This is a genomic window from Arthrobacter sp. ov118 (assembly GCF_900116495.1).
In the GTDB taxonomy this organism is placed as follows: domain Bacteria; phylum Actinomycetota; class Actinomycetes; order Actinomycetales; family Micrococcaceae; genus Arthrobacter.
In genome coordinates, this window is sequence record NZ_FPAY01000001.1 from 1,119,097 (window position 1) to 1,138,725 (window position 19,629).

General features: G+C 66.8%; 17 protein-coding genes. 6 read left to right on the forward strand and 11 right to left on the reverse strand.

Going from position 1 to position 19,629, the window contains the following annotated elements; all coding sequences use genetic code 11:
- Nucleotides 1–28 precede the first annotated feature (28 nt).
- On the forward strand, nt 29–1,774 hold the full coding sequence (locus tag BM372_RS05205) for a CocE/NonD family hydrolase (protein ID WP_090952686.1): 1,746 nt from the start codon (nt 29–31) through the stop codon (nt 1,772–1,774).
- Complete coding sequence (locus BM372_RS05210; protein ID WP_090952688.1) at nt 1,771–2,244, forward strand: DUF3237 domain-containing protein; 474 nt, start codon at nt 1,771–1,773, stop codon at nt 2,242–2,244. Before BM372_RS05205 ends, BM372_RS05210 begins: the two co-directional genes overlap by 4 nt.
- A 50-nt stretch (nt 2,245–2,294) precedes the next feature.
- On the opposite strand, the gene BM372_RS05215 is transcribed toward BM372_RS05210, so the two are convergent.
- The 11 genes from BM372_RS05215 to BM372_RS05265 form a co-directional block, all read right to left on the reverse strand.
- Nucleotides 2,295–2,528 carry a transposase gene (locus BM372_RS05215; protein ID WP_177235883.1) on the reverse strand — a complete coding sequence of 78 codons (234 nt, stop codon included), beginning with the start codon at nt 2,526–2,528 and terminating at the stop codon, nt 2,295–2,297.
- A 167-nt stretch (nt 2,529–2,695) separates the two neighbouring features.
- The gene (locus BM372_RS05220) at nt 2,696–4,282 is read right to left on the reverse strand and encodes an APC family permease (RefSeq protein ID WP_090952691.1); all 1,587 of its coding nucleotides are present in this window, start codon (nt 4,280–4,282) and stop codon (nt 2,696–2,698) included.
- Between the two features lie 120 nt (nt 4,283–4,402).
- Nucleotides 4,403–5,956, reverse strand: a complete 1,554-nt coding sequence (locus tag BM372_RS05225) for an aldehyde dehydrogenase family protein (RefSeq protein WP_218160842.1) — start codon at nt 5,954–5,956, stop codon at nt 4,403–4,405.
- A 33-nt stretch (nt 5,957–5,989) separates the two neighbouring features.
- On the reverse strand, nt 5,990–7,693 hold the full coding sequence (gene betA / locus BM372_RS05230) for a choline dehydrogenase (RefSeq protein ID WP_090952692.1): 1,704 nt from the start codon (nt 7,691–7,693) through the stop codon (nt 5,990–5,992).
- A gap of 329 nt (nt 7,694–8,022) precedes the next feature.
- A complete protein-coding gene (locus tag BM372_RS05235) occupies nt 8,023–8,616 on the reverse strand; it encodes a TetR/AcrR family transcriptional regulator (RefSeq protein ID WP_090952693.1) in 594 nt (197 codons plus the stop codon).
- 368 nt (nt 8,617–8,984) lie between these two features.
- Nucleotides 8,985–10,604, reverse strand: a complete 1,620-nt coding sequence (locus BM372_RS05240; protein ID WP_090952695.1) for an acyl-CoA synthetase — start codon at nt 10,602–10,604, stop codon at nt 8,985–8,987.
- Between the two features lie 42 nt (nt 10,605–10,646).
- Nucleotides 10,647–12,017 carry an MFS transporter gene (locus BM372_RS05245; RefSeq protein ID WP_090952697.1) on the reverse strand — a complete coding sequence of 457 codons (1,371 nt, stop codon included), beginning with the start codon at nt 12,015–12,017 and terminating at the stop codon, nt 10,647–10,649.
- Nucleotides 12,018–12,111: 94 nt separating this feature from the next.
- Nucleotides 12,112–12,567, reverse strand: coding sequence for a MaoC family dehydratase (locus BM372_RS05250; RefSeq protein ID WP_090952699.1), 456 nt, complete (start codon nt 12,565–12,567; stop codon nt 12,112–12,114).
- 58 nt (nt 12,568–12,625) lie between these two features.
- Complete coding sequence (locus BM372_RS05255) at nt 12,626–13,864, reverse strand: acyl-CoA dehydrogenase family protein (protein WP_090952701.1); 1,239 nt, start codon at nt 13,862–13,864, stop codon at nt 12,626–12,628.
- Nucleotide 13,865: 1 nt separating this feature from the next.
- Nucleotides 13,866–14,759: an amidohydrolase family protein gene (locus BM372_RS05260; RefSeq protein ID WP_090952703.1), complete on the reverse strand. Its 894-nt coding sequence runs from the start codon at nt 14,757–14,759 to the stop codon at nt 13,866–13,868.
- 2 nt (nt 14,760–14,761) lie between these two features.
- Nucleotides 14,762–15,724: an SDR family oxidoreductase gene (locus BM372_RS05265; protein ID WP_090952705.1), complete on the reverse strand. Its 963-nt coding sequence runs from the start codon at nt 15,722–15,724 to the stop codon at nt 14,762–14,764.
- Nucleotides 15,725–15,847: 123 nt separating this feature from the next.
- Here BM372_RS05265 and BM372_RS05270 point away from each other — a divergent pair, with 123 nt between their 5' ends.
- From BM372_RS05270 to pabB, 4 genes are all read left to right on the forward strand, one after another.
- Nucleotides 15,848–16,327 (forward strand): MarR family winged helix-turn-helix transcriptional regulator, encoded by a 480-nt coding sequence (locus tag BM372_RS05270; RefSeq protein ID WP_090952707.1) that lies wholly within the window; start codon nt 15,848–15,850, stop codon nt 16,325–16,327.
- A 42-nt stretch (nt 16,328–16,369) separates the two neighbouring features.
- A complete protein-coding gene (locus BM372_RS05275) occupies nt 16,370–16,882 on the forward strand; it encodes an NUDIX hydrolase (protein WP_090952709.1) in 513 nt (170 codons plus the stop codon).
- A gap of 99 nt (nt 16,883–16,981) precedes the next feature.
- Nucleotides 16,982–17,554: a low molecular weight protein-tyrosine-phosphatase gene (locus BM372_RS05280; RefSeq protein WP_090952711.1), complete on the forward strand. Its 573-nt coding sequence runs from the start codon at nt 16,982–16,984 to the stop codon at nt 17,552–17,554.
- On the forward strand, nt 17,551–19,602 hold the full coding sequence (pabB, locus tag BM372_RS05285; protein WP_090952713.1) for an aminodeoxychorismate synthase component I: 2,052 nt from the start codon (nt 17,551–17,553) through the stop codon (nt 19,600–19,602). Before BM372_RS05280 ends, pabB begins: the two co-directional genes overlap by 4 nt.
- Nucleotides 19,603–19,629: the final 27 nt, after the last annotated feature.

Below are 19,629 nucleotides of genomic sequence, written 5' to 3' on the forward strand. Positions count from 1 at the left end.
CTGCCCCATCCACGTTAGGACCCCCTCCGTGACACCCCGCCCCGTGCTCGTTGACCACGACGTTGAAACCCCGCTGCCGGACGGCACCATCCTCCGCTCCACCGTGTACCGCCCGGCGGACGGGGAACCGTGCCCGGTACTGCTGACCAGGACGCCTTACGGCCGGGACCTGGCGGTCAATTCCGCCTACTTCAATCCCACAACGGTCGCGGCGGCGGGCTACGTGGTGATCCTGCAGGACTGCCGAGGGCGCTTTGGTTCCGACGGGGTCTTCGACCCGTCGGTCAATGAGGCGTCCGACGGCGCCAGCACGGTGGAGTGGGCGGCGCGGTTGCCGTACTCCAACGGCCTGGTTGGCATGTGGGGGCGGTCCTACTTCGCCGAGACCCAGTGGCGGGCGGCCTCGGCCAAGCCGGCCGGGCTGGCGGCGTTGTCCCTGGGCATCTCGGCCGGGGCCAACGCAAACAACGGGTCCCTCTACCGCGGCGGGGCCTTCGAGCTCGGCAGCCGCCTCAGCTGGGGCCACGCCTCCATCTCCGCCAACGAAACCGCCCGGGAATTCCCCGACGATCCCGAACTGCGGGCCAAGGAACTGCAGTCGTGGCTGGACCTTGACCGTTCCTTCTCCGACGCCACGGCCTTCGGAATGCTGCCCCTCGGGGACCTGGCGCCGCGGCTCGGCACCTTCATGAACCGACATGTCCTGCCCTCGGCCGGAGAATCCCCGGGGAGCAGCTTCACGCAGGTCTGGGACGGCGCGTCTGCGTCACCGGTGGACATGCCCACCCTGCACATCGGCGGCTGGTTCGACATCTTCGCCCCGAGCACACTGGCGCAGTACCGGATGCAGCTCGAGCACAACCGCGCCAACCCCACAACCGCGCCCCGGCTCATCATCGGGCCGTGGACCCACACCAATCTCTCCGGCGCCTACCCGGATATCAGCTTCGGCCTCAATGCGGCCGCCGGCGTCATGAACGGCCTCGGTGACCTCTCCGCGCTCCAGACCGCCTGGTTCGATGCCGTCCTCAAGGGCGAGCAGGACCGGCTCGGGCAGGTGCCGCCGGTCCTGCTGTACTTCATGGGCGAAAACCAGTGGCGCGGCTTCGATGAACTCCCAGCCCCCGCCGGCCGCCGTTCGTGGTTCCTGGGCTCTGGCGGATCGCTGGAGGACGCACCCGGAATACCGGGTGCGGAAAGCTACTTCTACGATCCCCTCGATCCCGTGCCGACGGCGGGCGGCGCCACCATGATCCATGGCGCGTTCCCCGCCGGACCGGCAGACCAGCGGTCCGTCGAGGCCCGCGACGACGTCCTGACCTTCACCACGGAGCCGTTCGAGGCGCCGGTGACCATCTTCGGCGATGTCAGCGCCACCTTCTTCGCCGCGTCCTCTGCCGTTGACACCGATTTTGTCGTGCGCCTCTGCCGGGTCACCCCGGACGGCACGTCCCTGGGCCTGGCCGACGGGATCGTCCGTGCCTCCTGGCGCGAGAGCTATGCCCACACCGGGCTGTACGAGCCCGACCACGCCCCCTCCCCCATCGAACCCGGGCAGGCGTACGAATACACCGTGAGTCTCTGGCAGACTGCCTTCACGTTTGCGCCCGGCGAGCGCCTCCGGGTGCAGGTCACCTCCAGCTGCCATCCACGCTGGGACCGTAACCTGAACACCGGCAAGCTCGCGTTTGACTCGGCCGAGGCGCTTGTGGCGCGGCAGTCCGTCCTGTTCGGCCAGGACCACCCGAGCCGGCTGACGGTCGGCATCCTGTGACAGCGGCACTTGCGGTCCCGCCCGGGCTCAGCTTCCTGGCGGAGCTGTCCGTGACGGTCGGCGAGCCGATCGACGTCGGCCCGACCCCGGAGGGGCATCGGCGCCTCATCCCCATCACCGGTGGCACCCTCCGGGGTCCGGCCCTCAACGGACGGGTCCTGCCCGGCGGTGCCGACTGCCAGCTCCTCCGCGGCCCTACCCTTACGGAACTGGACGCCAGATACGTCCTGGAAACCGACGCCGGGCACCGGATCTTCGTCCACAACACAGCCCTGCGGCACGGTTCCTCCCGGGACATCGAACTGCTCAACAGCGGCGCCGCCGTCGATCCTTCGAAGATCTATTTCCGCTGCTGGCCGCGGCTCACCACTGCCGCCCCGGAGCTGGACTGGCTGAATACACGCCTCACCCTCGGGACGGGCGTGCGCGAGCCCGGCCGGGTGGTCATCTGCATCTTCACGGTCCACTGACGGCACGTGCGGTTCAGACGGCTATCCTCGCGATGCAGCAAGGAAGCCGGTCATGGATGTGATGCGCATTCGGCGCGAATACGCCGGTCCAGGAAACACGTGCCCTGCCGGACCATGGGGATGGCCACGTTCAGGCTGCCGGTGCGGGCGTCGAAGTCCCGGTGCTGGTAGCCGTTGCGGGCATTCCTGCGGGCCTCGGAGCAGACACCGTATTCGGCGCCGCAGACGGCGTCGGCTTCAGCGCGCCCATCAGCGAGTTGATGAAGGTGGTCAGGATGGATCACATCAGATCCGGAGATGCCTGCTCGAGCTGTTCTGACAGAAAACGGGCCGGATCAATAACATGGAGTGCGGCCACCGCGTGAGCTCGATACGAACTTTGGTAGGTCGTTTCAAGAAGCACGCGGTGGCCGCCTCACGTCCGGGGGCAACACGTCCGGGAGCCGGGCCGTTACACCACGCTAATGGGCATTACCGATTCCGTCTCGGCGGATTCCAGCGGCGGAGGTGGTGTGGTTGCGGCTGCATGCCCGGCGAGGACACCCGTCTGGTGCCGAAGCTTCAGTCGGTACATCAGGACACCGGTGAGGGTGACGGCAGCGACGAAGAGAACCCCGCCCCACTGCAGGTACCACTCGAACGGTGGTACCGAGTTGTAGATTTCCGGGCGGGGCCAGATCAGGTTCAGTGTCATGGCACCACCCCAGAGGACGGCGAGGATGTTCACCGGCAAGCCCCACCTGCCGAGGGTGAAGCCCGGCTCGGAGCCGCCGTCGACAAGCGGCCATTTCTTCAGGAACCTATTCCGCAGCATGGGAACCGTGACCAGCAGGTAGGACAGGTAGATCAGGACGATGCTGATGCTGGACAGGATGGTGAAAATCGCCGGCTGCATCACGTTGACCAGCAGCGGGATGACGGCCATGACGCCGATCACGATCGCCGCGACGGTGGGGGTCTTGCGGACCGGGTCCACCTTGCTCAACTGACGGCTAAAAGGCAGGTTGTTGTCCCGAGCCATGGCGAACATCATGCGGATGGCGGCGGCGTGAACGGCCAGCGTGCAGACCGCCACGGCCACGACGATGCACACGAGGAAGGCCTTGCCAAAAGGTCCGCCCAGGACGGAGAGGACGATGTGCTGCAGGCCGCCGTCGGCAGCAGAGACCTTAGGGTCGGTGAGGTCCGGTGCGGCCAGGATGCCGAAGAGCAGGATCAGCCCGCCCAGCAGGAAGGATGCGGTGACGGCGCGGATAATTGCTTTGGGGGCAGTGCGTTTGGGGTCCTTCGTTTCCTCGCCGAGGGAGCTCGCGGTGTCGAAGCCGTACATGACGTAGCCGGAGGCCATCGCACCGATGAGGAACACCCCGAAGAAGCCCAGGTCATGGTCTTCGCCGAATCCTGCAGTGTCGAAGAAGACCTCGGGCCCCCGCACCACGTGCCAGCCCAGCGCGAGGATGAGAAGCACCGCCGCGGTCAGCTCGACGAACACGCCGATGCTGTTGATCCTGGTCATGAGCTTTACGCCGAACGCATTGATGAGGGTGGAGATGGTGATCATGATGGTGGCCAGCACCACGCCGTTCATGGCGAAGTCATACGGGCCGGTACCATCGCCGACAAACTGGAAGCCGGACCAGAGCTGCGGCAGGGTGATCTGCAGGGCCAATGCCACGGACCCCAGCGCCATGATGGAGGACAGCAGCAGCAGCCAGCCCGACAGCCAGGCCGACGTCCCGGACGCGAGCCGCTTCGCCCAGTTATAAACCGAGCCGGCCACGGGGTAGCGGCCGGCCAGCTCGGCAAAGCACAGTGCCACCATCAGCTGGCCGACGAAAACGATGGGCCAGGACCAGGCGTACGCCGGGCCGGCCATGGAAAAACCAAAATAGAACAGTTGAAAAACACCGGTGAGGATGGAGATGTAGCTGACGCCTGCGGCGAAGCTGGCGAACTTGCCGATGCTTCGGTCCAGGGTCTGGGCATAGCCGAACTCGTCCATGCCGCTTGAATCAGTACTCTTGCTGGGTTCCAACATACGAACTCCTAAGTCAGAAAAGCACGATGGTGATGCCCCGCGGCCGCCTTTGGACGCGGGCGATATCAGCGGCCCGGCACCGCTCTGCGGGCGCCCGGCCGTTCCCCCAAATGCTGTTGCCTAGCCGGCAGCCTCCACCCCGGCTTCATCGGCAGATGAGCCAAACCAGCCGCTTGGCGCGGGCTGGATGTTCTGCCAGATGTGTTTTGCCTCGCGGTACTCGTCAAGGCCCGCGCGGCCGAGCTCACGGCCGATCCCCGATTTCCCGAAACCACCCCATTCCGCCTGGGGGACGTACGGGTGGTAGTCGTTGATCCACACTGTTCCGTGCCGGAGGGCGGCCGCGACCCGCTGCGCTTTCGACGCGTCCGATGTCCACACCGCGCCGGCCAGCCCGTACTCCGTATCATTCGCGATGGCGATGGCCTCCGCCTCGGTACCGAAGGTCTCGATGGTCAGTACCGGCCCGAACGACTCCTCCCGCAGCACGCTCATGCCGGAGCGGCAGTTGCCGAGCACTGTCGGCGGGTAGAAAAAGCCCTCCGCGAGCTGGCCCTCGTCGGGGATATAGCCGCCACACAACAGCTCGGCGCCCTCCGCGAGACCGGCCTGCACGTAGGCGTGGACTTGGTCCCGATGCTTGGCGGAAATGAGTGGCCCGGTCTCGGCGTCGGGGTCGAACGGCCCGCCCATCCGGATCTTTTTCGCCCGTTCCACGATCTCGGCCACAAAGCGATCTGCAATCGGCTGCTCGACGACGAGCCGCGCCCCTGCCGAGCAGACCTGCCCGGAGTGCAGGAATACGGCAGTCAGGGCGTTGTCGACGGCGGCGTCCCAGTCCGCGTCCGCGAAAACGACGTTCGGGTTCTTCCCGCCGAGTTCGAAGGCGACGCTCTTCACTGTCTCCGCGGCTGCCGCCATGATCGTCTGGCCTGTGGCCAGGCTTCCGGTCAGGGAGACGAGGTCGACGCGCGGGTCGGAGCTGAGCGGGCCGCCCACCTTCGAGCCGGGTCCGGTGACGAGATTGGCGACACCGGCAGGGACGCCTGCCTCTTTGAGGGTTTCCATGAGCAGGATCGAAGTGGACGGTGTGAGCTCGCTGGGCTTTAGCACGAATGAGTTTCCGGCGACGAGTGCCGGCGCCACCTTCCATGCAGCCTGGAGCAGCGGGTAGTTCCACGGTGCAATGAGGGCACAGACCCCGAGCGGTTCGTAGACCACGCGGCTGATCGCGTTCGCCCGCCCGGTATCGATCACCCTGCCGGCATCCAGGCCCGCGATCTTTCCGTAGTACCGGAAACAGGCGGCAATGTCGTCCATGTCGTACTCGGCCTCGACCAGGCGCTTCCCCGTGTCGAGGGCCTCCGCCCGGGCGTAGGTTGCCTTGTCCCGCTCAAGCAGGTCGGCCACGCGAAGCAGCACGGTACCCCGCTCGATATCTGTGAGCCTGCGCCACGGGCCGCTATCGAACGTTGCCCGTGCACTGGCGATCGCCCGCTCGGCATCCTCTACGGTGGACGACGCGACAACTGCCACTTCGCGCCCGTCTGCCGGGCAGCGCACGGATGTGGTGCCGCCGTCGGACGCCTGCTGCCAGGCTCCGCCGATGTAAAGGCCCTTGATGGGATCCCCTGATTTCCCGGCCTGATGGACTTGCTCAGCCGTGGCAGTCATTGTTTCTCCTTCTTGTGTGTGCATCCATCAGTCCTAGCCCCTGGCCGCGGTGGCGGCGTTGCCGTCCCGTTCCAGCGGGCTCACACCGTGCCGGTAGAACTCCGCGTGCTGGGGTGCCAGCGGGGCCTTGCCGACGATGAGGTCGGCAGCCTTTTCGGCCAGCATCATCACGGGGGCGTAGATGTTGCCGTTGGTCACGTAGGGCATGGCGGAGGCGTCCACCACGCGGAGGCCGCTGGTGCCGTGCACGGTCATGTCCAGCGGGTTCACCACCGCCATGGGATCGGAGTCCGGGCCCATCTTCGCCGTGCAGGACGGGTGCAGGGCAGTTTCGGCGTCGCGGGCAACCCAGTCAAGGATCTCGGCGTCGGTCTGCACGGCCCGGCCGGGGGAAAGCTCGCCGCCGTTGAAGGGCAGCATGGCGGACTGGCCGAGGATGTCACGGGCAACGTGGATCGCCTCCACCCATTCGCGGCGGTCCTGATCCGTAGAGAGGTAGTTGAAGACCATGGACGGATGCACCGTGGGATCCGTGGACTTGATCTTGAGCGTGCCGCGGGCGTCGGAGTACATGGGCCCGATGTGCACCTGGTAGCCGTGCTTCGCGTCCGCCTTCTGGCCGTCGTAGCGGACGGCCACCGGGAGGAAGTGGAACATCAGGTTCGGGTACGCGACGTCCTCGTTGGAGCGGACAAAGCCGCCGCCCTCGAAGTGGTTGGTGGCGGCCGGGCCCTTCCGGCCCAGCAGCCACTGGAGCCCGATCAGCGGGTAGCGCCACAGGTCCAGGGCTGGCTGCATGGAGACTGGCTGGGTGCAGGCGTGCTGGATGTAGACCTCAAGGTGGTCCTGGAGGTTCTCGCCGACGCCGGGCAGGTTGACCACGGAGTTGATGCCGAGGGAGTTCAAGTGCGCTGCGTTGCCGACCCCGGAGAGCTGGAGCAGTTGCGGGGTGTTGATGGCGCCGCCCGCCAGGATCACTTCTCCGGCGTTCACCTGGTGGGTCTTGCCGTTGCGGCGGTAGGTGACGCCCGTTGCCACGTTGCCCTTGAAGTTGACCTTGGTCACCAGGGCCCGGGTCAGGACCGTCAGGTTGCTGCGGCCGAAGTTGGGCCGCAGGTAGGCGCGGGACGCCGACAGGCGCTGGCCCTTGTGGACGTTGCGGTCGAAGGCTGCGAAACCCTCCTGGCGGTAGCCGTTGACGTCGTCGGTCAACGGGTAGCCGGCTTCTTGGGCTGCCGCGAAGAACGCCTGGAACAGTGGGTTCGTGGCTGGCCCGCGTTCCAGTACGAGCGGGCCGGAGTGCCCGCGGAGCTCATCGTCCGGATCGGCGGCCAGCGCGTTTTCCATGCGGTTGAAGTACGGCAGGCAGTGGGCGAAGTCCCACGTTTCCATGCCGGAGTCGGCACCCCAGCGCTCGTAGTCGAGGGGGTTTCCGCGCTGGAAGATCATGCCGTTGATGGAGCTGGAGCCCCCCAGGACCTTGCCCCTGGCATGAGCCACGCGGCGGCCGCCCATATGCGGCTCGGGGTCCGACTCGTAGCGCCAGTCGTACAAAGGGTTTCCGCTCGGGAAGGTGAGCGCCGCGGGCATCTGGATGAAGAGGTCCCAGGGGTAGTCGCTGCGTCCTGCCTCTAGGACCAGGACGCTGCTTTGGCCTCCGTCGCTCAAACGGTTGGCAAGCACGGAACCCGCGCTTCCGCCGCCGACGATCACGTAGTCGTAGTTGGTTGTTGTCATGCAAACTCTCCTTTTGCCTGGTGCAGATCTTCCGCCAAGGGCCGGTGATTCTGCTTCAGGAAACTGGCGGTACACCGTGGCGCGCCAGGGAAACCGCAAGACGTCACTTGTGTGGTGTAGGTCATACCGATGAACAGTAAGGTACATTGAACAAGTGTTCAATAGTGCTGCTGGACAACTGTTCAGAAAAGTTTGTTTTGTTACGTGCAAGGGCCGCGGCGGCTCGGTACGCGGCAGGGACTGGCGGCCCTGCGGCGGCTGAGCTTGGAGAGTACTAGCGTCGTTGGATAAGGCAGTTGTGCCTGCACGGAATTCTTGGGCAATTCCCGCTAGGCGGCGAAGGCGATCTCCTCGGTGCGGGCGATGCTCCTCTTGATGGATGCCTCGTCCACCCCGAGGAGAGCGGTCAGCCACATCCCGTTCTGCACGACGACGATGTCAGCCGCCCGCTCCCTGCATTGAGCGCCCGAAAGCTCCGGTTTGGCGTTGCCGATCAGCGCGGCGAGGCCATCGAGGTAGCGATCGAACGCTGCCGCGTTGATCAGCCCAAAGTCTTCATGGGCCTGTGCGAGTGCCCACAGATGGAGACGCAGTGACAGATATCGGGTGGTGAGGAGCTCCGGGCCTGCAACGCGGCGAAGGGCTTTCTGCAGCTGTTCGTCAGGGGGCAGTTCCGGGTCAGGGGCGACCAGCCTGACGTCGTGATCGTCGATGCTGTGCAGCGCCGCACGGATCAAGCTCATCTTGTCCTCGAAGTAGTAGTTCACCAGCCCGAGTGCGACGCCGGCTTCCCGGGCCACCGCGCGCATATTGACACCCGAGATGCCGTGGAGCGACAGCAGGTCCAACGCCGCTTCGAGAATGCGCGCCTGCCTGTCGATCTGTTCGCCCTGTTGGCCCGACTTCGTGGTGTTTGTACTCACTTGGCCAGAGTATGGCCAAAGTCGTGATGGTGCATCCCACACGGTCGGGAACCCGCCATAAGCTGCTTTCTTTTGCGTTCCTCCTTCGGGGGCAGCGACCTGTCAGGCGGTGAACAGCACCAGGGGAAGCTTGCCGGCCGCCCTGGGCGCGGATATCGGCCGGAACGCATTCTGGTAGGAAGTAGGCTTCTCGAACCTGTCCAACTTCAACCGGCACTTCCTTAGCAACGCAGGGGAAACTCCACTGCAGTACCGGCAGCGCGTCCACAGCTGATCACACCGCCATTCCAAGCCGCGAGCCAGCTCTGCGATTCGCAACAAAAGCCGGAGGCCGCGTCGCCGCGGCCTCCGGCCCGTGTGTTAGCTGTCTAGACGTGCCCCGGGGCCGGCTTCCTCAGATCCGCCTTCCGGATCTTGCCACTGGCGGTCCTGGGCATTTCGGCCACGAAGACCACCGATTTGGGGATCTTGTACCGCGCGAGCCTGCCCTCAAGGTGGGCGCGCAGCTGCTCCTCGGTGAGCCGGGCGCCTTCCCGCAGCAGCACCACGGCCCGCGGCACCTCGCCCCACTTCTCGTCCGGCACCCCGATCACCGCGACACTGCCCACGGCGTCGAGTTCGGCGATTGCCTGCTCCACCTCGGCCGGGTAGATGTTCTCCCCGCCCGAAATGATCATGTCCTTGAGCCGGTCGGAGATAAAGACGAACCCTTCAGGATCCTTGTAGCCCATGTCACCGGACTTGAACCAGCCGTCAGCGGTGTAGGAGTCCGCCGAGGCTTCGGGCCGGTTCCAATACTGGTGGATGACATTGGGGCCCTTGATCTGGATCTCGCCCACCGTTCCGGGGGCAGTGGGACCGGCCGCCGGGTCCATGGGATCAGCCACCCGGACGTCGGTGAAGAAGTGCGGCAGCCCGGAGGACCCGGCCTTGTCCCGGGACCGGGCAGCCGGAAGCGTTGTGGCGCCGGGGGCCGTCTCGGTCATGCCGTACCCGTTGGAAAACCGCAGCCCGCGCCGCTCGTACGCTTCCAGGACCCGCAGCGGCACAGCGGACCCGCCGCACGTCAGCTTGTTCAGCGAACTGAGATCGGTGGAGTCCCAGTCCGGATGCTCGCACAGCATCTGGTAGGTGGTGGGCACCCCGCTGATGGTCGTCGCGCGGTGCCGCCCGATCAGCTCCAGCGTCCGGCGGGGATCGAACTTGGCTTCCAGGACCACAGTGCCGCCCTTCAGGAGCGTGGGCAGGACGCCCATGTCCAGGGAGGCGACGTGGAACATTGGCGAGATCATCAGGGCCACATCGGTGGAGGCGAAGTCGAAGTCCACCAGCACGTTGACACAGTTCCACGTGATGTTGCCGTGCGTCAGGAGCGCCCCCTTGGGGTTTCCGGTGGTTCCGGAGGTGTAGAGGATCATTGCGGCGTCGTCAAGGCCCACGGGCTCGTCCGGCGGCAGCACCGCACCGGAGGCGATCACCGCCTCAAACTCCTCCACCGCCGGTCCCCCGTCCGCACCGCCGCTGGCACCGCCGCCCGTATGGCCGCCGGCGGGCACTGTTTTTCCGGGCACTGTCATGTCGGGCGCTGTTGGATCGTCGACGACGATCCGCCCACCCACAGCCGTCCCCGCCGAGCCGCGTTCGGCCAGCTCCGCGAGCGCTGCCGAGTGGACCAGCAGGACAGCGCCGCTGTCCCGAAGCTGGAACTGGATTTCGGGCGGAGCCAGCCGGGTGTTCAGCGGCACGAAGACCGCCCCGGCCAGGCCGGCGGCGAACAGGGTCTCCAGGAAGGAGGGATCGTTTTCGCCAAGGTAGGCCACGCGGTCGCCCTTGGCCACGCCGCGGTCCCGGAGGGCGTTGGCGAGCCGGGTGGAACGGTCCGCGAGCTGGGCGTAGCTGAGTTCCCGTTCCCCGGCGATGACGGCGGTCTTGGTGCCCGACTTCGGGCGGCGCCGTTGCAACCACGAGCCGATGCCAAAATTCTCCACGGCAGATCCTTTCTATTTAGACGGTAATGCCTGCAGGCCGGGTCAGGAACCGACGGTTTGCAGATCGTTGTTCTTAGGCTCGCGCGTGAGCAGGATGAAGACGATCGACACGACGGACATGACGGCCAGGTACAGGACCACGGCGGAGGTGTCCTGTCCGGAATCCTTGAAGATCTGTGCCACGATGCCCGGCGTGAATCCCGCCCCGAGGAGGGTGGCGAGCTGGTAGCCCAGCGAAGCGCCGGTGTAGCGCGAAGTGGTGCCGAACTGCTCGGACACGAAGGCTGCCAGCGGACCGAACAGGGTGGAGTGGATCATGAGGCCGACGGCGAAGGCCACAAAGATTAGCCCGATGTTGTTCGAGGACAGGAGCTGGAACATCGGCGTCAGGTAAATGATGAACAGGACCAGGCCGCCAATCATCACCGGCCGCCGGCCCAGCTTGTCGGAGAGTCTGCCGCCCATGACCACGAAGGCGATGGACACGAAGGAGGCCGCCGCGAAGGCGTAGAGCACGCCCTGCCGATCAGCTCCCTTGGAGACGGCATAGGTTACGGAGAACGTCGCCAGTACCACCTGCAGCGCGAAGCCCGCGGCGCCGGCCAGCATGGTGAAGATGAGGGTTTTGGGGCGGCGCATGACCTGCAGGAGGGGAATCTCGCGGCGCGCTGCCACATTCGTCTGTCCCGCTTGGCGCCGTTCGGTTTGCTGTTGTTCAGCTTTCTCCTGTTCCAGGGCTGCTTTGAAGATGGGGCTTTCGGCGACCTTGAGCCTGACAAACATGCCGACGCCCAGCAGGACGAAGGACAGCAGGAACGGCACGCGCCAGCCCCAGGCAAGAAATTGCTCGTTGGGCAGGGCCGCGAAGGCACCCATGACGAGGGTGCCCAGCACCGCGCCGGTGGGGGCGCCAGCGTTGACGAACGAGGCGGCGAAGCCGCGCTTGCCGGACTCCGAGTGTTCCAGCGCCATGAGGGCGGCGCCGCCCCACTCCCCGCCCACGGCGATGCCCTGGCAGACCCGGAGGATCACCAGCAACACGGCACCCCAGGCCCCGGCCACCGCGGCGCCGGGCACCACCCCGATCAGCGTGGAGGCGATGCCCATGACCAGCATCGAAACGATGAGCATGTTCTTGCGCCCGAGCCTGTCACCGAAGTGGCCGAAGATGATGCCGCCGAGCGGCCGCGCTACATAGCCGGCAGCGAACGTCCCGTAGGCGGCCACGACGCCCACCCACTCGTCCATGCCGGAGAAGAACACCTTGGGAAAGACCACGGCAGCGGCCGTGGCGTAGAGCAGGAAGTCGTAATACTCGATGGTGCTGCCGAGGTAGCTGGAGGCGATGACGGTCCGTGCTTCACGGCGACGCGTGCCCGCGTCCATGGCCTGCAACTGCGAAATCTGGGACATCATTGTTCCTTTTGGGCAGAGGTAAGTGGCAGAGAAAGAGCGGGCTGGGGGCTGCCGACAAAGCGGCCCGGGCCGGTCTCCTTGTAGAAGCGGGCTACTTGTAAAAGCGGGCGAGGAATTCGGCCACGACGGCGGGGCGCTCCTGGCCTTCGATCTCGATGGTGTTGGCCACCTTGATCTGGGCACCGCCCTTGACCTCGGTGACCTCGGCGATGGTGGCGCGCATCCGGATGCGCGAACCCACCTTGACCGGGGAGGTGAAGCGGACCTTGTCCAGGCCGTAGTTGACCTTGGTGGTGACGCCGTCGACGTCGAACAGCTCGCCCCAAAACGGAATGATGAGCGAGAGGGTGAGGAAGCCGTGGGCGATCGGGGCGCCGAAGGGGCCGTCCTTGGCGCGTTCCGGGTCCACGTGGATCCACTGGTCATCGCCCGTGGCGTCGGCGAATTTGTTGATCTGTTCCTGCGTGATTTCGCGGTAGTCGGTGGCGCCGAGGTCGGTGCCGGCGAGGGTGAGCAGTTTGTCGAAGTCGACAACGAGGTTGGGCATTTTGGCTCCTGTTGGTGGTTTTTTGGGTTGTGGAAGAAGTACGACGGTGGGATCAGGATCAGCGGGTAAAGGCGCTTTCCCCGGTGAGTGCGCGTCCGACGATGAGGGCGTTGATTTCGTGGGTTCCTTCGTAGGAGTAGACGGCCTCGGCGTCGGCGTGGAACCGGGCGACGTCCGCCGCGAGCGTAATGCCGTTCCCGCCGACCACCTCCCGGGCCAGGGCCACGGTCTCGCGCATCAGCAGCGACGTCTGCATTTTTGCCAGGGCGGAGTCCTGGTCGCGGTAGATGCCCCTGTCCTGCTGTGCGGTCAGGCGGACCACGAGGGACAGGGAGGACGTGACGTTGCCGAGCATCCGGGCGAGCTTTTCCTGGACCAGCTGGAAGGAGCCCAGCGGGCGGCCGAACTGCTGCCGTTGCGTGACGTAGCGGAGGGCCGCCTCGAAGGCTCCGGCCTGGAGGCCGGTGGCGATCCAGGCGACATCGGAGCGCATGGCCCGCAGCATCGCGGCGACGTCCCGGAATGAGTTCACGTTGTGCAGCCTCCGCGACTCCGGGACGCGGACGCCGTCGAGGGTGATGTGGGCGTTCTGCATCATCCGCAAGGCCGTCTTGCCGTAGATCTTCTCCAGGGTCACACCGGCCGCCTCGCGGTCCACCAGGAAGGCCTTGACCTGGCCGTCGGCCACATCACGGGCAAACACGGCCAGCACGTCGGCCGTGGCGGCGCCGCCGATCCAGCGCTTGGACCCGTCGAGAATCCAGTAGTCGCCGCCGCCGTCGCGGACCCGCCCCGCCGTTGTGGACAGCCCACCGGCGATGTCAGAGCCGGACTCCGGTTCGGTCAGCGAGAAGACGCCCTTGAGCGAGAAATCAATGACTTTCGGCATCCATTCGGCCTGCTGCTCCGCGGAGGCACCGACCCGGATGGCCGTGCGGAACAGCCCGGCCTGGGCCGTGTACCAGGTGGCCAGCGAGGCATCGGTGCGGGCGAGTTCGAAGATCCGGAAGCCCTGGTAGATGCCCCGGGCGGGGCTGCGGTCTGCACCCCGGGCGCTGGTCAGTTCGGCCGGCTCCATCAAGTCCAGGTCAATCAGGGGCCGAGCCAACTGGTCCGGGAACTCGCCGCGCTCCCAGTAGTCGGCCAGGAGCGGGCGGGCCTGTTCGTCGAGGAACTTCCGCAGCCGCGCCAGCACCCGCCGTTCCCCGTCGGTGAGAAGGGATTCGGCGTCGTAGTAGTCGCAGACGCTGTAGAGGCGCTTCCGTGCTGTTTTCTGGGGCGCGGTTTCCACGCTCATCTCAGCCACCCAACCCGAGCAGGCGCACGGCATTGTCCTTGAGGATCTTGGGCCGGACCTCGTCCTTGAGCGGGAGGTCCGCGAAGGCGCCCAGCCACTTCTGCGGGGTGATCAGTGGGAAGTCGGTGCCGAACAGCACCTTGTCCTGCAGCACGGAGTTGGCCATCCGGACCAGGGACTCCGGGAAGTACTTCGGGGACCAGCCGGAGAGGTCGATGAACACGTTGGACTTGTGGGTGGCGATAGAGTTGGCCTCGTCCTGCCAGGGCACCGAGGGGTGGGCCATGATGATCTGCAGTTCCGGAAAGTCCGCCGCGACGGCGTCGAGCAGGAGCGGGTTGGAGTAGGCCAGCTTGATGCCGTACCCGCCCGGGAGACCGGCGCCCATGCCGTTCTGGCCGGTGTGGAAGATGGCCGGCAGTCCCAGTTCCTGGAGGGTTTCCCACAGCGGGTAGAACCGCTCGTTGGACGGGTCGAATCCCTGCAGGCTGGGGTGGAACTTGAACCCACGGGCGCCGAGGTCGATTGCCTGGTGCTTGGCGCCCTGGAGGGCTTCAGCACCGGTGCGGGGGTCGACGCTGCCGAAGGGGATGAGGACATCGTTGTTGCGGGCGGCGCCGGCGATGAGGTCGGGGATGCTGTTGGGTTCGTGTTTGAGCTGGGTCCGGGCGTCCACGGTGAAGACGACGGCGGCCATGTTCAGTCCGCGGTAGATCTCCGCGATGCGGTCCAGGGAGGGGGTCCGGTCCTCGGCCTTGAAGTACTTGGCCGAGGCCTCGGTCAGGGCCGGCGGCAGGGATTCGTGGCCGTGGCCGTCCACCTCGAGGTGCACGTGCATGTCGATCGCATCAAGCTGCGAGGCATCGACGCCGAGTTCGTAGCGGCTGGCGGCCATGGTCAGCGGGCCTCGGCCGGCACTTCGGGCTGTGCTGGTTCGGGCTGTGTCGGCTGCAGTTCCGCCGGCAGCGGCAGGAACTCCTCGCCGACGCCCTGCAGCTTGTCGCCGAAGAGCGCGCCAAAGTTCTCGACGAGATCCTGGTAGCCCCAGCCGCCCGCACGGTACTCGGTGGCGGCCGCCTCGGGATGGGTCCAGAGCTGCAGCCGGTCGCCGCCGGCGCCGATCGCCTGGCCGGTGACGCCGGCAGCGGCGTCGGAGGCGAGGAAGGCGACGAGCCCGGCGACGTCGTCGGCCGTTCCGAAACCGAGGTCGTGGCGGAAGAAGGTGGGCATGGCCTCACCGCGCTCGTCCGCCTCGACGGCCTTCTGGAAGTACGGGACGGTTTTGGTCATGGCCGTCGCGGCGACCGGTATGACGGCGTTGGCGGTGACGCCTGCCTTCTTCATCTCCAGCGCCCAGGTGCGGACCATGCCCACTATTCCGGCCTTGGCGGCGGCGTAGTTGGTCTGGCCGAAGTTGCCGCGCTGGCCGGTCGGGGAGCCAATGGTGATGATGCGGCCGGAGATGCCGTGCTCCTTGAAGTAGCCGAAGGCCTCCCGGACGCAGGTGAAGGTGCCGCGCAGGTGGACGTTAATGACGGCGTCGAAGTCCTCGTCCGTCATCTTCAGCAGGCTCTTGTCCCGCAGGATGCCGGCGTTCGTGACCAGAATGTCCAGCCGGCCGAATTCCTGGACGGCTGCCTGTACTAGTTGCCGGGCGACCTCTGAGCTGCCCACCGGGGCGACGACGGCGGCAGCGCGGCCGCCGTCGGACTCGATGGTCCGGACCGCCTCGCCGGCAACCTCGGCGTCGACGTCATTGATGATGACGGCGGCGCCCTGACGGGCCAGTTCGCGGGCGTAGGCGAGGCCCAGGCCCCGGCCGCTTCCGGTGACGATTGCTACTTTGCCTGACAAGCTCATCGCTGCTCCTTCGCTAGCTGCCTTGTGCATCCTGGCCGGCGGCGTGGGATGCTGTTCTGTATCCATGAAAATATGGATAGTTGAAAAAGTCAACGATTTATTTTTGGGACTATTGGAGTTGGCATGGCGACCGAAGTGGTGGAGCAACTGGATAACGCACCGGCCGAGAAGCTCATGGCGGCGACGATCAGCCAGGACGCGGGCTTCCTGCTGGCCAAACTGCATGCGGCGGGCTCGGTCCTGAACAACCGCGCGCTGGCCGAATTCGAGCTCAAGGAGCGCTCGTACTCGGTCCTTGCCCTGGCCAACAGCGAACTGGAGCCGACGCAGCGCGAGATGGCGGAGTTCCTCAGCCTGGATCCCAGCCAGATCGTCTCCATCATCGATGAACTGGAAAAGCGGGGGCTGGTCATGCGGGCCCCCGGCAAACAGGACCGGCGGGCCAAGATCGTCTCCGCGACGGCGGAGGGGTCCGCCCTGTTCCGGCAGGCAGAGGCAGCAGCACGCGCGGCAGAGACTGCAGCCCTCACCGGCCTCAGCGGCACCGAAATCGCGGCGCTCAAGGGCCTGCTCCGCAAAGCGCTGTGGGGTCCGGCGGCCTGATCGCGGCACGCCCCACGGACTACCCTAGGGACGGGAGGAGCCATGGCCGTTCGGAGCGCAGGCATTTTGCTGTACAGGCTGGGCCACGAAGTTTGGCCGGGGACCGCGTCCGGGCCGGACAGCGCCTCCCCGGTGGAGGTCTGGATCGCCCACATGGGCGGACCGTTCTGGGCCCGCAAGGAGGCGCACGCCTGGTCCATCCCCAAGGGTGAATACGCCCCCGGCGAGGACCCGCTGACGGCTGCGCACCGTGAGTTCGCGGAGGAGATCGGCACTCCGGCGCCGGCCGCCGACTACCACCCGCTCGGCAACTTCCGGCAGCCCTCCGGCAAGGTCATCACGGTCTTCACCGCCGAAGCGGACTTTCAGCCCGAACACGTCGTAAGCAACACTTTCACCCTGGAGTGGCCGAAAGGCTCCGGCACCATCAGCAGCTTCCCGGAGATCGACCGCGCGGAATGGACCACGGAGCCCGACGCCCGGTCCAGGCTCGTGAAGGGCCAGCTGCCCATCCTGGACGCACTGCTCCAGCACCTCCGGAACGGTAGCGGCTGAGGAAGGAGCATGACAAAAAATGGGTGAGTAATTGACAAATTTTGTAACACTTCGAGGGAGCAGCTAGCCAAGAAGGTAGGACATCGTTCATGCTGAGCTATGAACTCAATGTCGAGCCAGTACCGGATCATCGCGGTCTGCACCGGAAACATCTGCCGGTCGCCGATGGCCGAACTCATGCTGGCGGAGGCATTCCGGGCCAAGCGCCTCACCGGCGCCGTGGTGGATTCCGCCGGCACCACAGCTTATGAGGCCGGCCGGCCCATCGATCCCCGGGCCGCACGCAAACTCGCAGCCCACAGCATCGCCTCCGACCGTCACGTGGCGCGCGAATGGCGCCCCGAATGGTTCGGCAGCCGCGAGCTCATCTTGGCGCTCGATGTCGACCACTACGGCTGGCTCCGGCAGGCGGCCCCGGACCGCGCATCGCTCGCCAAGATCCGCATGCTCCGCAGCTTCGACCCCGCCGTCGCGGACAAGGATGCCCTGGAACAGGGCATCGAGGACCCCTGGTACGGCGGCCACACCGACTTCGACACCACCTGGGACCTTATCCAGGCCTCAGTACCGGGAATCATGGAGCACGTGCGCGCCCAGCTTCAGGGGCAGGACGGCCAGCACCACAGCAACAATCAACACAACGCAGGGCAGCGGGTACGCTCTATTTCATGAGCCCCGCACCCGTCATTATCGCCATCGACGGGCGGTCCGGCTCCGGCAAGACCACCCTTGCCATCGAGTTGGCGGCACGGCTCCGCGAGCACCACAAGGTCTCGCTTTTCCACCTTGAGGACATCTACCCGGGCTGGAACGGGCTGGCGGCCGGCATCGAACGCTACGTCACCACCGTGCTCTCGCCCCTGCGGCGCGGGGAGACCGCGGAATGGGTCAGCTGGGACTGGGAGCGGCATTACGACGGCGGGTCCCGCACCACCCGCCCGGCCGAAATCATCCTGGTGGAGGGCGTCGGCGCCGGCGCAGCAGCGGCGCTCCCCCTGCTGGACGCCGTGATCTGGGCGGACTCCTCCGACTCCGACCGCCGGACCCGCGCGCTGGCCCGGGACGGCGACACGTACGAACCCTTCTGGGACCAGTGGGCGGCCCAGGAAGCGGAGTGGCTCGCGGCCGACGACGTCCCCGCCCGCGCCGATGTGCACGTGTCCAACCGAGCGGACGGTGCGGCCCCCGACGACGTCCTGCAAGCCCTTGAGTATCTTCCTGCCATCGCCCCCACCCTGCTGCCCGAACTTGCCGGCCGCGGCGGCCTGGCGCTCCGGGCCGAACGGATCGACGCCCACCCCGAGGCCGCGCGGCTGTTTACGGCGCTCTTCGGCGGCTCCACGAACGCCGTGTGGCTCGACTCCTCGCTGGACCCCGCAGGGCTGGCGCCGGAGGCTGCACAACGCAGCCGCTTCAGCATCCTGGCCGACGACGGCGGCCGCTTCGGCCAGGCGGTCCGGCACAGTTCCGGAGTCACCCGCGTCGACACGGGACAGGCCACGGTCACCACCGATGGCTCGTTCTTCCGCTGGCTCGACTCCGTCTGGGGCCTTCCGGCGTTCCGCGCCCCCGAGGCTTACCCGTGTGAGTTCACGCTGGGCTGGCTCGGATACCTGGGGTACGAGCTCAAGCGCGAAACCGGCGGCACTGACGTCGCGGCCGCCACCCCGGACGCCTGCCTGATCTTCGCCGGCCGCGCTGTGGTCCTGGACCATGCCGAGGGTTCGGCCTGGCTGCTGGCCCTGGACGCGCCCGACGCCGACGGCTGGCTCGCCGCGGCCCGCACCGCTGTGGAGGCCGCGTCAGCCGCATCCGGCGCGGCCGACCAAGCCGGGGCCCCCGCAGTCCAGGCACCCGCGTTCACGGCCAGGGACGCGGAAGCCGGCTACAAGGCAAAGATCGCCGAGGCCCAGCGTGAGATCGCCGAAGGCAACACGTACGAGGTCTGCCTGACCACCGCCCTCACCGCCGCCATTCCCGCCGGCCGGGACGGCCTGGATCCGTGGCAGACGTACCTGGAGCTGCGGCGCCGGAACCCGGCGCCCTTCGCCAGCTATCTGCGGTTCGGCGGGCTCACGGTAGCGAGCACGTCCCCGGAGCGTTTCCTGCAGATCGCGGCCGACGGCGCCATGCGGGCGGAGCCGATCAAGGGCACCCGCCGCCGGGACGAGGACCCGTCCACGGACACGGCCCTGCGCCAGGAGCTGGAGTCCTCGGGCAAGGACCGCGCCGAGAATATCATGATCGTGGATCTGCTGCGCAACGACCTCAGCCACTTCGCCGTACCGGGGTCGGTGTCCGTGAGCCGGCTGTGCGCGATCGAAAGCTACGCCACGGTGCACCAGATGGTGAGCACCATCGACGCGCGGCTTCGGCCCGGCATGCCCCGGGCCGAGGCGGTGGCCGCCTGTTTTCCGGCCGGCTCCATGACCGGCGCACCCAAGGTCAGCACCATGGCCATCCTGGACCGGCTGGAGGCCGCGCCCCGCGGCGTCTACTCCGGCGCGATCGGCTACTTCTCCCTCAACGGGGCCGCCGATCTTGCCGTGGCCATCCGGACCCTGGTGATTTCCGGCCCCGGCGACGGAACGGCCGAACTGAGCCTCGGCGTCGGCGGCGCCGTCACCGCCGACTCGACCCTCCAGGAGGAGTACGAGGAAATCCGGGCCAAGGCGTTCGGCGTGCTTTCGGCGCTCGGCGCCGGATTTCCGGAAGGCTGAGTTTCCGGAAGGCTGAGTTTCCCGAAG

What these genes read in the sequence shown, in the direction of transcription:
- BM372_RS05260 (WP_090952703.1), bottom strand. Translation starts at nt 14,759, where the DNA reads ATGGCCGCCAGCCGCTACGAACTCGGCGTCGATGCCTCGCAGCTTGAT.
- BM372_RS05220 (WP_090952691.1), bottom strand. Translation starts at nt 4,282, where the DNA reads ATGTTGGAACCCAGCAAGAGTACTGATTCAAGCGGCATGGACGAGTTC.
- BM372_RS05250 (WP_090952699.1), bottom strand. Translation starts at nt 12,567, where the DNA reads ATGCCCAACCTCGTTGTCGACTTCGACAAACTGCTCACCCTCGCCGGC.
- pabB (WP_090952713.1), top strand. Translation starts at nt 17,551, where the DNA reads ATGAGCCCCGCACCCGTCATTATCGCCATCGACGGGCGGTCCGGCTCC.
- BM372_RS05255 (WP_090952701.1), bottom strand. Translation starts at nt 13,864, where the DNA reads ATGAGCGTGGAAACCGCGCCCCAGAAAACAGCACGGAAGCGCCTCTAC.
- BM372_RS05265 (WP_090952705.1), bottom strand. Translation starts at nt 15,724, where the DNA reads ATGAGCTTGTCAGGCAAAGTAGCAATCGTCACCGGAAGCGGCCGGGGC.
- BM372_RS05245 (WP_090952697.1), bottom strand. Translation starts at nt 12,017, where the DNA reads ATGTCCCAGATTTCGCAGTTGCAGGCCATGGACGCGGGCACGCGTCGC.
- betA (WP_090952692.1), bottom strand. Translation starts at nt 7,693, where the DNA reads ATGACAACAACCAACTACGACTACGTGATCGTCGGCGGCGGAAGCGCG.
- BM372_RS05275 (WP_090952709.1), top strand. Translation starts at nt 16,370, where the DNA reads ATGGCCGTTCGGAGCGCAGGCATTTTGCTGTACAGGCTGGGCCACGAA.
- BM372_RS05280 (WP_090952711.1), top strand. Translation starts at nt 16,982, where the DNA reads ATGAACTCAATGTCGAGCCAGTACCGGATCATCGCGGTCTGCACCGGA.
- BM372_RS05270 (WP_090952707.1), top strand. Translation starts at nt 15,848, where the DNA reads ATGGCGACCGAAGTGGTGGAGCAACTGGATAACGCACCGGCCGAGAAG.
- BM372_RS05225 (WP_218160842.1), bottom strand. Translation starts at nt 5,956, where the DNA reads ATGACTGCCACGGCTGAGCAAGTCCATCAGGCCGGGAAATCAGGGGAT.